Source organism: Salipiger sp. (assembly GCF_048261495.1).
Classification (GTDB): Bacteria; Pseudomonadota; Alphaproteobacteria; order Rhodobacterales; family Rhodobacteraceae; genus Salipiger.
Genome location: NZ_JBLXFX010000006.1, coordinates 122,843 through 133,789, shown reverse-complemented (window position 1 = coordinate 133,789; position 10,947 = coordinate 122,843). Strand labels below are relative to the sequence as shown.

The window sequence follows — 10,947 nt, the reverse complement described above, 5'->3', positions numbered from 1 at the left end:
GCAGACATGGTATTGAAACGACTGGCGATCTTCGCCACGACGGCCGCCCTGGCCACGCTAGGCGCAGGTGCGCCGCAGGCCCAGACCATCGGCGTGATCGACTCTCCGGCAGAGCTGCCGCCGGCAAGCTACGGCGCCCGGCAATACGTCGACAGCAAGGGGTGCGTCTTTGTCCGGGCCGGGTTCGACGACGCGGTGATCTGGGTGCCGCGGGTGACCCGCGACCGCGATCAGGTCTGTGGCTACAAACCGTCCCTGAGCGGAGCGGGGGAGGCGGCATCGGCGCCGCAAACCGTCGCCGCCGCGCCGGCCGCGGTGTCCAAACCCGCCCGAACGGCCCGGGTCGGCGCGCCGATCGAGACGGTTGCGCCGAAGCCCGTGGCGCGGCCCGCCGCACCCGAGGTCGTCAAGGCCCCGGCATCGAAGCCCCCGTCGGCTCCGCCGCCGAAGATGGTGGCCCGGATTCCCGCCCCGCGCGCGACGCCGCAACCCATGCGCCCGGCGATGACCGCTGCGGTACGGCCGGCGCCGAGCATGACGGTCAGGACCGCGGCGCCCGCGCCCGCCACGAAGACCAGGATCGACCGGGCGACGCAGCTTCACGGAAAGCGCATCGTTCCGCGCCATGTCTGGGAGGCGCGCGACCCGCAGCGCCCGGTGGTGCCGGAGGGATACCGCGCCGCCTGGCAGGACGACCGGCTCAACCCCTACCGCGCCTGGCAGACGGTCGAGGGCTACTATGCCACGCAGCAGCGGTGGACGAACAAGGTGCCGCGCCGTGCCGTGAGCCGCTCGCGGTCGCACAGCGTGCGTGACCCGATCCTGCTGCTGCCCGCGCAGCGAGTCACCGTGAGCCGCCCCGAGCTTGCCCCGGGTCATCGCGCCCGCACCGCGAAGAAGGTCTACGTGTCGACCAAGTCCGAACCGGCCACCCGCCCGCGCGTCTCCGGAGCCGCGCGCTACGTCGAGATCGGTGCCTTTTCCAGCAGCGCAGGCGCGCGCGAGGCGGTGGCGCGTCTGACCGGCGCGGGATTGCCCGTTCGGACCGGCACGCTCGAACGCGACGGCACCGCGCTGAAGCGCGTCGTCGTCGGGCCCTACCATTCCGAGGCGGATCTCGGGGCGGCGCTGGCTGCGGTGCGCGCCACGGGCTACGTCAGGGCCTACCTGCGCTGATCCCGAAATTCCGGTGAACCACCGCGCGCCCTGCCCCTCCGGCGGGGCGTTGCGCTTTGTGCGACCGACGGTCTCAGCCGCCGCAGATCGCCTGCAGGCGCAGCCAGTCGGAATCCGGCAGCACCTGCTGGCTGCCCTCGGCGGCGCGGGGGTCGGCCTCGATCAGGGCGACGGTGGATTCGCCGGTGATGTCGCGGGCATAGGCATAGGGTGTCGAGCGCAGGTTGCTGGCGGCAAAGGCGCGCAGCAGCACGTCGTCGGGCACCGGGGCCGGCGGTTTGGCAAGCAGGTCCTCGACATAGGATTGCAGCGCGCTGTCCGGCAGGCTGCCCGTGGTCAGCAACCTCAGCGAGGCCCAGAGCCCGGCGTGGTCGAGCAGTTCGCCCAGCGGATCGCTGCTCCGGGCGCGGACGGCTTCCGCGAGGATGTAGCCGGCGGCGATGTCGGGGTCTTCGTAATCCTCGATCAGCGCGCGGTTCATCAGGATCAGCGGGCCGGGCAGGTGGGCGGTGTCGCGCACGCCGTCCGGCAGGATGATCAGGGCGTTCATCCGGTTCTCGCCGAGCACCCGCAACGCGAGGTGGCGCAGGGGGTCGCGGGCCTCTTCGGTCATGCAGGGCCGCCCGGCGACGCGGGAGATGTGTTCGAGCAGGGCCTGTCCGATCTCCGCCCGTTTGACCCGTGGCACGACGCCTTCGGTATGGCGGATCAGCGCGCCAGGCAGCCAGATCAGCGAGGCGGCCAGGACCGCCGCGGCGCTTGTGCCGATCAGCAGCAGCCGCAGTTTTCCCGGCTTGGGGCGGCGGCGGTCGATCACGCGCAGCAGCCGTTCGATTGCCTCGATCATGGTGGGTTCGTCGGCGGGCAGTTCCAGCGTCTCGCCGGGGTCGCCGTCGGGGTGGAAGATTGCCGGCAGTTCGCCCTTGTTGGCGCGCACCACCGCGGCCAGCGACCAATGCGCGAGGGCCCGGCCCGAGATTTCGGAGATCGTCAGCGTCGCGTCGCCCAGCGAAACGATCACCTCGCGTCGCTGCACCTGCGGCTCTGGCCGCCAGAGTCCGGCTGCTTCGAGCCGTTGATACTCCTTGAGTGCCGTCATTTCCTGGGCCTGCCCCGCCTCTTTTCCCGAGACGGTAACATGTAGACCGACGGCGGAGCAATGCGAAGCGGCAGGCCGCTCTGGTGTTTCTCGCCGGGGAATGAGAGGCTTTCGCGACCACGGCGACCGGAGGACGGACATGGATCATCTCACCGACATCGCGGCGCTCGAGGCGCTCTACGGCGCGCCGGTGCCCGCCTCGCTGACCAAGGTCGCCACGCGGCTGACGCCGGCCTATCACCGCTGGGTCGCCGCTTCGCGCTTTGCCGTCCTGTCGACGGTCGGGCCGGAGGGGTCTGACACGAGCCCGCGCGGCGATGCCGGGCCCGTGGTGCGCATCGTCGACGACCGCACCCTTCACCTGCCGGACTGGCGTGGCAACAACCGTCTGGATTCGCTTCGCAATATCGTGCGCGACAGCCGGGTGAGCCTGATGTTCATGGTCCCCGGCAGCACCAATGTCGTGCGGATCAACGGCGATGCGGTGGTGACGGCCGATGCCGCGCTCACCGCCAGTTTCTCGCGCGAGGGGAAAACGCCGCGCACCGTGATCGTCATCACCCTGCGCGAGGTCTATTTCCAGTGCGCCAAGGCGATCATGCGCTCCGGTCTCTGGAGCAGCGGCGACGAAAGCGGCCGCGTGCCCACCGCCGGGGACATGGTCAAGGCGCAGCAGCCCGCCTTCGACGGGGCGGGCTACGACGCGGCCTATCCGGAATACGCGAAAACCCGGATGTGGTAGGGCTCAGAGCTCCTTGGCCCGGGCGCGCAACTGGAATTTCTGGATCTTCCCGGTCGAGGTCTTGGGCAGTTCCTCGAACACCACCCGCTTCGGCGTCTTGAAGCCCGCGAGCCGTTCGCGCGCAAAGGCGATGAGGTCCTTCTCGCTCGCCTCGTGGCCGGGTTTCAGCTCCACGAAGGCGCAGGGCACCTCGCCCCACGTCTCGTCGGGCTTGGCGACCACGGCACAGAGCAGCACCGCCTCATGCGCCATCAGCGTGTTCTCGACCTCGACGGAGGAGATGTTCTCGCCTCCCGAGATGATGATGTCCTTGGCCCTGTCGGCGATCTGGAGATAACTGTCCGGATGCAGGACGGCGATGTCACCGGAGTGGAAATAGCCGCCCGCAAAGGCTTCGCGGGTGGCGTCGGGCGCCTTGAAGTATCCCTTCATCACACCGTTGCCGCGGTGCATGATCTCGCCCTTGGTGGCGCTGTCGCGCGGGATCTCGGCCATGCCCTCGTCCATCACGGTGACATGCTCCATGAAGGGCATGGCGACGCCCTGCCGGGCCTTGATCGCGGCACGGTCGTTGCCCGTCACCCCGTCCCAGCCGCTCTGCCAGGCGCATTCGGTGTCAGGTCCGTAGGTTTCGGTCAGGCCGTAGACCTGGGTGACGTTGAAACCCATGGTCTCGATCTTGGCGAGCGTCGCGGGCGCTGGCGGCGCCCCGGCGGTGAAGACCTCGACCGTCTGGGGAAAGACTCGCCGGTCTTCGGCCTTGGCGTTCACCAGCATGTTCAGCACGATGGGCGCGCCGCCGAAATGGGTCACGCCCTCGTCGGCGAAGGCATCGTTGAGCGCCTTCGCGGTGATGTCGCGGCAACAGACGACCGTGCCGCCGACGGCGGGCATCATCCAGGTGTGGCACCATCCGTTGCAGTGGAACAGCGGCACGATGGTGAGATAGACCGGGTGCAGCACCATCCGCCAGGACAGCACCTGCCCCATGGCGTTCAGATAGGCACCGCGGTGGTGGTAGACCACGCCCTTGGGCCGCCCGGTGGTGCCGGAGGTGTAGTTGAGCGCGAGGCTCTCCCATTCGTCCTCGGGCATGATCCAGGCAAAGTCCGGATCTCCGGTTCCGAGGAAATCCTCGTATTCCATGTAATTGCCATAGGCCGGCGCGCCGCCGTGGGGGTCGGCGACCTCGATCACCAGGGGGGCATCGCCATCCATGATCTCGATCGCCTCGGCGAGGTGGCCGAGGAACTGCGGATCGCACAGCACCACCTTCGCCTCGCCGTGGTCGAGGATATAGGCAATGGTGTCGACATCGAGCCGGGTGTTGATGGTGTTGAGCACCGCGCCGCAGGCTGGCACGCCGAAGTGCGCCTCGGCCTGGGCGGGGATGTTCGGCAGGATCGTCGCCACCACGTCACCGGGCCGGATGCCGATCCTCACCAGCGCCGAGGCGAGGCGACTCACCCGCTCGAAATACTCGGCATAGGTCTTGCGGTGAGGCCCGTAGATCACCGCCGGATGGTCGGGATAGACCTGCCGGGCCCGGCGCAGGAAGGACAGCGGCGTCAGCGGCGTGTAATTCGCCGCGCATTTCTCCAGCCCCGTTTCGTCCGCAAGCCAACCCATGTCATGTCTCCCCCATCCGGTCCGGGGGATATTGCGCGGGGGATCGCCGCAGGAAAAGCCCCCTCGGGGGATTTTCGTGCCGCGGATGCGGCGCTATGCAGGTCGGCATGATCATTTCGCCGGGTCGAGGCTACATCTTCGTTCACATTCCCAAGACCGGCGGCACCTCGATGGCGCTGGCGCTGGAACAGCGGGCGCACCGGGACGACATCCTGATCGGCGACACCCCGAAGGCGCGGGCCCGCAAGGGCCGGCTGAAGCGCCTCGCCGCGGGCGGGAGGCTGTGGAAACATGCAACCCTGGCGGATATCGACGGTCTGCTGTCGGCCGAGGAGTTGGCGGCGATGTTCTGTTTCACCCTGGTGCGCAACCCGTGGGACCGGATGGTGAGCTATTATCACTGGCTGCGGGTCCGGAATTTCGATCACCCGGCGGTCGCCCTCGCGCGGGCGCTGCCCTTCGACGCCTTCCTGGCGCATCCGCAGACCCGCGCGAGCCTGCAGGCCGCGCCCTACGGCAGCTACATGCGCGATGCCGCCGGCACCGAGCGCGCCTCCGCCTTCGTCCGGCTCGAACATCTCGACAGCGACATGGCACCGGTCGCCCGCCACCTCGGTTTCCTGCCCGCGATCGGGCGGGTCAACCGCTCGGAGCGGCATGAGGACTTCCGGCCCTACTACACCGACCGGACGGCGGCGCTGGTGGCCGGCCTCTGCGCCGAGGACATATCGCGGTTCGGATATGCCTTCGGCTGACCACCCCCGCCCCCGGCGTTTCCGCGGGATGGTTGGGTCGGATGCCTCCGGCGGGGATATTTGCAGCCAGAAGAAACGAAGGGCACAAGGGAAAGCCCGCCCGTATCAGGGGCGGGCCGAAGCGCGAGGCTTCTCCTGGCACGGTCATCGGCGTCCCCGCCTGTACCGTGATCCCGGAATCGCCCATTAACCTTAATATTCGGTTTCTTCTGGCCGGAAATATCCCGGGGGGAGCGCGCCCCGGCGCGCGAGGGGGCAGCGCCCCCCCGTTTTGCGGAGCGGAGTGAGACCATGCCGCACAGGGATCAGCGGACCGGGGCGAAGAGGGCGTCGGTCATCGTGCAGTCCCTCACGACGTCCTGTCCGCAGGGCACCGGGGACAGAGCCTTGGACAGGCAGAGGCGCGCCTCCTGGATGTGCCCGTCCCTGCAGGTGATCGTGAGCATGTCCCTTTCCCAGCCGGGGTTCGCCTTCAGAAACGCCTCTTCCACGAGGCGGGCGGGCAGGGTGACGGGTTTGTCGAGCTTGCGGAAGACCTCAGGACGGTTGACCTGCCCGTAGGCCTTGCGGGCGAGCGCGAAGTAATCCTGCGCCGGAAGGCCGGAGCAGCTTCCGTGCTTCTTCCACTGATGCCAGGCCAGGCCGGGCGTTCCCATGATATCCGCCATTGCCGCGGAGTCCGCCCGTGACGGCGGGCGCACGGCGGTCCGGCAGTAGGAAGGATAGCCGCGGTGGAATTGCGGCCAGAGCCCGTGCAGCACCCAGCCGAACGGCCTATCGCATTGCGGCGAGCGGCGCGCGTCGCCTTCGAGCGCGCACCAGTTCGGCGACCAGCTCAGCGACAGCACGTAATAATCGAACGTTCCGGCGGGCTCCCCGTCTGCGCGGGCGAGGGAGGCGGTCAGGATCAGGGCAAGCAACCAGCGCATTTTCTCTTCACTCTTCGGCTTTGCGCCACTATATAGGCGCCAAGTTCCCCGACAACGGTAACCCGTCCCGGAAAGTTTCCGGGACCTCCCGGACCGAGAAGGTTCGGGGGCGGGGAGAAGATTTGCAAGGAGAAAACCCATGGCCAAACTGCTGCACCCCAAGGCGACCGCCGTCTGGCTGGTCGACAACACCACACTCAGCTTCAAGCAGATCGCGGATTTCACCGGCATGCACGAGCTCGAGATCCAGGGGATCGCCGATGGTGATGTCGCGGGCGGTGTGAAGGGGTTCGACCCGGTGGCCAACAACCAGATCGAGCAGACCGAGATCGACCGGGCCGAGAAGAACCCGCTGCACAAGATGAAGCTCAAGTACAACGCCGCCGCCGTCGACGAGGACAAGCGCCGCGGGCCGCGCTACACGCCGCTGTCCAAGCGCCAGGACCGTCCGAACTCGATCCTCTGGCTGGTCAAATTCCACCCCGAACTGAGCGACGGGCAGATTTCCAAGCTGGTCGGCACGACAAAGCCCACGATCCAGTCGATTCGCGAGCGCACGCACTGGAACATCCAGAACATGCAGCCCATCGACCCGGTTGCGCTGGGCCTGTGCCGCCAGTCCGAACTGGATGCCGCCGTGGCCAAGGCGGCCAAGAGCCGCGAAGCCGTGATGACCGACGACGAGCGCCGCAAGCTGGTGTCGACCGAGCAGAGCCTCGGCATGGATACCGAACCGCGCCTGCCCACCGCCATCGAGGGGCTCGAGACCTTCACGCTCTCCGATCCGCGCGGCGAGGATGACGAGGAAGAGGACAAGCGCGGGCCGTCCGATTTCTCGGACGCGGATTCCTTCTTCAACCTGCCGTCCGGGTCCGATGAGGACGAGGACGAGGATGAAAGCGACGACCCGCGCGGCTGAGCCGTTATCAGGTCCATCCGACAGGCGCGCCGGCAACCCGGCGCGCCTTTTTTGTCGCTGCGGACGGCGACATTCCGGCTTCCTCACGGCATCGCCGCATGGCAAGACGCCGCCATGTCGATCCGCTTCGTCCATCCTCTCATCGGTCTCGTCCTGACGCTGCTGGTCGCGCTGTCGGGTGCGACTTCGGCCGGGTTGATGGCGCCCGACAGGGCCGAAATCGCGCTCGCCGCGCTTGAACGCGCCCACGGGCCGATTGCCGGGGATTTCTGCGGCGGCGACAGGGGCCACGATCACAGCTGCCCCTTCTGCCACGGTCTTCCCGACGCGCCGGAGTTCCGGCATTCCGGACGGCTTGCGGCTCTCGTGCCGCATGACGGATGGCGGTGCCATGACGCGTTGCTGCGCGCCGCCCGCGCGCGCGATCACGACCATTCCCCGAGAGCTCCTCCCGCCGCGATCTGACGGCCCCGTGCCGCAGCCCCTTCGCACCCGCCCGCCGGTCTGACCGCCGCCGGGCCCGACTGCCTTTGCATCGCCCGCCGGGAGCGGGCCAATCGGAATGACTTCATGAGCACCAAAACACCCCGCGCGGCCCGTGCCGCGCTCTATCGCGCCGTCTGGCGCTGGCATTTCATCGCCGGCCTGATGGTTCTGCCCTTCGTGCTGATCCTGTCCGTGACCGGCGGCATCTACCTCTTCAAGGACGAGATCAACGACGCGGCCCATGCTCGTCTCAGGTTCGTGGAGCCGGGCGGGGCGGCCCTCGCGCCCTCCCTGATCGCCGCGGCGGCGCAACAGGCGCATCCCGGTCGGATCAGGACCTATGCGCCGCCGGCCTCGACCGACCGCAGTGCCCGCGTGGATATCGCGGAGGGGGACGGGGACCGGCTGTCGGTCTATGTCGATCCGTTCACCGGCGCGGTCCTCGGCAGCCTTCCGGACGGGGGCGCGTCGGGCAGCCCGGCGATGCTGCTCGTCCGCAAGCTGCATTCGCTGGACCAGGTGGGCTGGGTCGGCAACCGGCTGATCGAAGCCGCCGCGGGCTGGATCGTGCTGCTCGTCGGCTCCGGGATCTATCTTTGGTGGCCGCGGGGGCGGGGACTCGGCACGGTGACGGTCAAGGCCGCGCGCGGGCGGCCGTGGTGGCGCGATCTTCATGCCGTCACGGGGATCTACGCCGGCGCTTTCATGGTCTTCCTCGCCCTGACCGGGCTGCCCTGGTCCGCGGTCTGGGGCGGAAAGTTCTACGACTATTCCCATGCGCTCGGCCTCGGGATGCCGGACGGCTACTGGTCGGAGACGCCGGTTTCGACCGTGCCGACCGGCGCGGCGGTGAACCGAGCGCCCTGGATCATGGAACGCCAACCGATGCCGCTCTCCGGGGCGGTCAGGGGCGCGCAGGCGGGGCTCGACGCGATCGTCGCGACGGTCGAGGCGCGGGGCATCGTGCCGGGCTACGAGGTGAGCCTGCCGCAGGCGGCGGACGGGGTCTATACCGCCTCCGTCTATCCCGACGACATCCGGGGAGAGCGGATCATCCACCTCGACCGGTACAGCGGCGAGGTGCTGTTCGATGCCGGGTTGCGCGACCTCGGCGGGCTGGGGCAGGCGGCGGAGTGGGGGATCAGCATCCACCAGGGGCAGGCCTGGGGCCTTGCCAACCAGCTTGTCCTGCTGGCCGCCTGCATCGCGATGGGGGTGCTGTCCCTCTCGGCAGCGGCGATGTGGTGGAAACGTCGCCCGGACGGCGCCCCGGGGGTGCCGCAGGTTCCGGCCGACTGTCGCATCCCGCGCACGCTCCTCATCATGGCGGTCGTGGCGGGGGTGTTCTTTCCGCTCGTCGGCCTCTCGATGCTGATCCTGGCGGCGGCGGAACTCGCGGTCTTTCTCTCCAACCGGCGCCTGCGGGCGGCCTGAGCGGCCCGGCGCCCGATCCGGTCGGGCGCCACCCGCCGCGCGCGGGGCAACCTGCGCGGCGTCGCGCCCGGCGTCAGATCCGCTTGCGCGCGGTCAGGGCGGCGGTGATCGTGCCGTCGTCGAGGTAGTCCAGCTCTCCGCCGATCGGGACGCCCTGCGCGAGCGAGGTCAACTCGACCCGGCCCTCGAACTGGTCGGCGATGTAATGGGCGGTGGTCTGGCCGTCGACGGTGGCGTTGAGCGCGAGGATGACTTCCGAGATCGCCTCCTCCTCGATCCGCCGGGCAAGCTGCGGGATGCGCAGTTCTTCCGGGCCGACGGCGTCCAGCGCCGACAGCGTGCCGCCGAGGACATGGTAGCGCCCCTTGAAGACGCCCGAGCGTTCCATCGCCCAGAGATCGGCCACATCCTCGACCACGCAGAGCAGTCCGTTGGCCCGCCTTGCGTCGGTGCAGATGGGGCAGAGATCGGCCGTCCCGACATTGCCGCAGTTCACGCATTCGCGGGCGGTTTCGGCGACCCGCATCATGGCTTCGGCCAGCGGGCGCAGCAGGGCGCCGCGCTTGCGGATGAGATGCAGCACCGCCCGCCGCGCGGACCGCGGCCCGAGGCCCGGCAGGCGGGCCATCAGGTCGATGAGGCTGTCGATCTCGCTGCGTTCGTGCATCGTCCGGCCGGATGGTGGCCCCGGTCCGAAGGACGGGGCGGGTGTGCGGATGGGTCCGGAGCTCGGCTCAGAACGGCAGTTTCATGTCCGAGGGCAGGCCCATGGCGTCGGTCAGCTTGCGCGTTTCCTGCTCGGCGCGATCCTGCGCCTTGGCCTGGGCGTCCTTGATCGCGGCGAGGATCAGGTCCTCGACCACTTCCTTGTCGTCCGTGTTGAAGATCGACGGGTCGATGTCGAGGCCCTTGAGCTCGCCCTTGGCGGTGGCGGTGGCCTTGACGAGGCCCGCGCCGCTTTCGCCGGTGACGGTCATGGTCCTGAGATCGTCCTGAAGCTGGGACATCTTGCCCTGCATCTCCTGCGCGGCCTTCATCATCTTGGCCATGTCGCCGAGACCGCCCAAACCCTTAAGCATATCCTCTACCTTCCGTCATGCATCGTTGCCTCAGAAATATGGGGCGCGCGGGGGCAAGGCAAGGCTTGCCCTGCGTCGAACCCGGTCAATCGTGCCGCGAGGCCGCCCGTCTGCGCGCCGCTGCTCCCGCAAGCCTCTATCGCGGCAGACCGAATCCTTGCTAGAGTGAACCGAGGTTTTTCAAGGTGACGAGGTTCAAGATGGTCCGAGCGCTATTCTGCGTTGCGGCAATGGTGTCGGCAGGAGTCCCGGGGATCGCATCCGCAGGCAGTTACGATCCGGGCACGCAATACTTTACCGAGGATCCGATCCCCCTCGTTTCCGGCGCGACGGATGGCATGGGCTATCTCGACGGCACGGTCGCGGGGCTGGGCGGCGGCGGATCTTCTGCCTTCTACACCGTGGTGATCGTGGCGGGCATCGTGCTGGTGGTGGCAGCGCTGAACCAGTCCCCGGACGGTTCGGGCACCGGCTACCAGGGCCATGTCCCCGGGACCGACACGGCCGGGCCGGTCGTTCCGGGCGGCCCCTTCGTGCCGGTCACGCCGGGCAACCCGTCGCTGCCGGAAAGCCCCGACAGCCTCGAAGCGGAGCCGACGTCGCCCGTGCCGCTGCCGGCGACCCTGCCGCTGCTGCTGGGCGCGCTGGGGCTGGCGCGGGTCCTGCGCCGCAGACGCTGAGCGCGGATTTCCGGCGCGG

General features: G+C 68.8%; 12 protein-coding genes. 7 read left to right on the top strand and 5 right to left on the bottom strand.

Annotated features, from left to right (window positions below):
- Nucleotides 1–6: 6 nt before the first annotated feature.
- Nucleotides 7–1,176: an SPOR domain-containing protein gene (locus ACN0RJ_RS13805; RefSeq protein WP_417724641.1), complete on the top strand. Its 1,170-nt coding sequence runs from the start codon at nt 7–9 to the stop codon at nt 1,174–1,176.
- Between the two features lie 73 nt (nt 1,177–1,249).
- Here the strand turns inward: ACN0RJ_RS13805 and ACN0RJ_RS13800 are convergent, their stop codons facing one another.
- A complete protein-coding gene (locus ACN0RJ_RS13800) occupies nt 1,250–2,275 on the bottom strand; it encodes a hypothetical protein (protein ID WP_417720437.1) in 1,026 nt (341 codons plus the stop codon).
- A gap of 139 nt (nt 2,276–2,414) precedes the next feature.
- On the opposite strand from ACN0RJ_RS13800, the gene ACN0RJ_RS13795 reads away from it, so the two are divergent.
- Nucleotides 2,415–3,017, top strand: a complete 603-nt coding sequence (locus ACN0RJ_RS13795) for a pyridoxamine 5'-phosphate oxidase family protein (protein WP_417724640.1) — start codon at nt 2,415–2,417, stop codon at nt 3,015–3,017.
- A gap of 3 nt (nt 3,018–3,020) precedes the next feature.
- On the opposite strand, the gene ACN0RJ_RS13790 is transcribed toward ACN0RJ_RS13795, so the two are convergent.
- Nucleotides 3,021–4,646, bottom strand: a complete 1,626-nt coding sequence (locus ACN0RJ_RS13790) for an AMP-binding protein (RefSeq protein ID WP_417724639.1) — start codon at nt 4,644–4,646, stop codon at nt 3,021–3,023.
- A 107-nt stretch (nt 4,647–4,753) separates the two neighbouring features.
- Here ACN0RJ_RS13790 and ACN0RJ_RS13785 point away from each other — a divergent pair, with 107 nt between their 5' ends.
- A complete protein-coding gene (locus ACN0RJ_RS13785; protein ID WP_417724638.1) occupies nt 4,754–5,401 on the top strand; it encodes a sulfotransferase family 2 domain-containing protein in 648 nt (215 codons plus the stop codon).
- A 305-nt stretch (nt 5,402–5,706) separates the two neighbouring features.
- Here ACN0RJ_RS13785 and ACN0RJ_RS13780 read toward each other — a convergent pair whose 3' ends face one another.
- On the bottom strand, nt 5,707–6,330 hold the full coding sequence (locus ACN0RJ_RS13780) for a ribonuclease T2 family protein (protein ID WP_417720441.1): 624 nt from the start codon (nt 6,328–6,330) through the stop codon (nt 5,707–5,709).
- 139 nt (nt 6,331–6,469) lie between these two features.
- On the opposite strand from ACN0RJ_RS13780, the gene ACN0RJ_RS13775 reads away from it, so the two are divergent.
- The 3 genes from ACN0RJ_RS13775 to ACN0RJ_RS13765 all read left to right on the top strand — a co-directional run bounded on the left by ACN0RJ_RS13775 (nt 6,470) and on the right by ACN0RJ_RS13765 (nt 9,169).
- Nucleotides 6,470–7,249: a DUF1013 domain-containing protein gene (locus tag ACN0RJ_RS13775; protein ID WP_417720442.1), complete on the top strand. Its 780-nt coding sequence runs from the start codon at nt 6,470–6,472 to the stop codon at nt 7,247–7,249.
- Between the two features lie 114 nt (nt 7,250–7,363).
- Nucleotides 7,364–7,714 (top strand): hypothetical protein, encoded by a 351-nt coding sequence (locus ACN0RJ_RS13770; RefSeq protein WP_417724637.1) that lies wholly within the window; start codon nt 7,364–7,366, stop codon nt 7,712–7,714.
- 105 nt (nt 7,715–7,819) lie between these two features.
- On the top strand, nt 7,820–9,169 hold the full coding sequence (locus tag ACN0RJ_RS13765) for a PepSY-associated TM helix domain-containing protein (protein WP_417724636.1): 1,350 nt from the start codon (nt 7,820–7,822) through the stop codon (nt 9,167–9,169).
- A gap of 73 nt (nt 9,170–9,242) precedes the next feature.
- Here ACN0RJ_RS13765 and recR read toward each other — a convergent pair whose 3' ends face one another.
- On the bottom strand, nt 9,243–9,836 hold the full coding sequence (gene recR, locus ACN0RJ_RS13760; RefSeq protein ID WP_417724635.1) for a recombination mediator RecR: 594 nt from the start codon (nt 9,834–9,836) through the stop codon (nt 9,243–9,245).
- A gap of 67 nt (nt 9,837–9,903) precedes the next feature.
- A complete protein-coding gene (locus tag ACN0RJ_RS13755) occupies nt 9,904–10,248 on the bottom strand; it encodes a YbaB/EbfC family nucleoid-associated protein (RefSeq protein ID WP_417720446.1) in 345 nt (114 codons plus the stop codon).
- A 200-nt stretch (nt 10,249–10,448) separates the two neighbouring features.
- Between ACN0RJ_RS13755 and ACN0RJ_RS13750 the strand changes: the two genes are divergently transcribed.
- A complete protein-coding gene (locus ACN0RJ_RS13750; RefSeq protein WP_417724634.1) occupies nt 10,449–10,928 on the top strand; it encodes a hypothetical protein in 480 nt (159 codons plus the stop codon).
- Nucleotides 10,929–10,947: the final 19 nt, after the last annotated feature.

What these genes read in the sequence shown, in the direction of transcription:
- ACN0RJ_RS13800 (WP_417720437.1), bottom strand. Translation starts at nt 2,275, where the DNA reads ATGACGGCACTCAAGGAGTATCAACGGCTCGAAGCAGCCGGACTCTGG.
- ACN0RJ_RS13790 (WP_417724639.1), bottom strand. Translation starts at nt 4,646, where the DNA reads ATGGGTTGGCTTGCGGACGAAACGGGGCTGGAGAAATGCGCGGCGAAT.
- ACN0RJ_RS13785 (WP_417724638.1), top strand. Translation starts at nt 4,754, where the DNA reads ATGATCATTTCGCCGGGTCGAGGCTACATCTTCGTTCACATTCCCAAG.
- ACN0RJ_RS13775 (WP_417720442.1), top strand. Translation starts at nt 6,470, where the DNA reads ATGGCCAAACTGCTGCACCCCAAGGCGACCGCCGTCTGGCTGGTCGAC.
- ACN0RJ_RS13755 (WP_417720446.1), bottom strand. Translation starts at nt 10,248, where the DNA reads ATGCTTAAGGGTTTGGGCGGTCTCGGCGACATGGCCAAGATGATGAAG.
- ACN0RJ_RS13750 (WP_417724634.1), top strand. Translation starts at nt 10,449, where the DNA reads ATGGTCCGAGCGCTATTCTGCGTTGCGGCAATGGTGTCGGCAGGAGTC.
- ACN0RJ_RS13795 (WP_417724640.1), top strand. Translation starts at nt 2,415, where the DNA reads ATGGATCATCTCACCGACATCGCGGCGCTCGAGGCGCTCTACGGCGCG.
- recR (WP_417724635.1), bottom strand. Translation starts at nt 9,836, where the DNA reads ATGCACGAACGCAGCGAGATCGACAGCCTCATCGACCTGATGGCCCGC.
- ACN0RJ_RS13780 (WP_417720441.1), bottom strand. Translation starts at nt 6,330, where the DNA reads ATGCGCTGGTTGCTTGCCCTGATCCTGACCGCCTCCCTCGCCCGCGCA.
- ACN0RJ_RS13765 (WP_417724636.1), top strand. Translation starts at nt 7,820, where the DNA reads ATGAGCACCAAAACACCCCGCGCGGCCCGTGCCGCGCTCTATCGCGCC.
- ACN0RJ_RS13805 (WP_417724641.1), top strand. Translation starts at nt 7, where the DNA reads ATGGTATTGAAACGACTGGCGATCTTCGCCACGACGGCCGCCCTGGCC.
- ACN0RJ_RS13770 (WP_417724637.1), top strand. Translation starts at nt 7,364, where the DNA reads ATGTCGATCCGCTTCGTCCATCCTCTCATCGGTCTCGTCCTGACGCTG.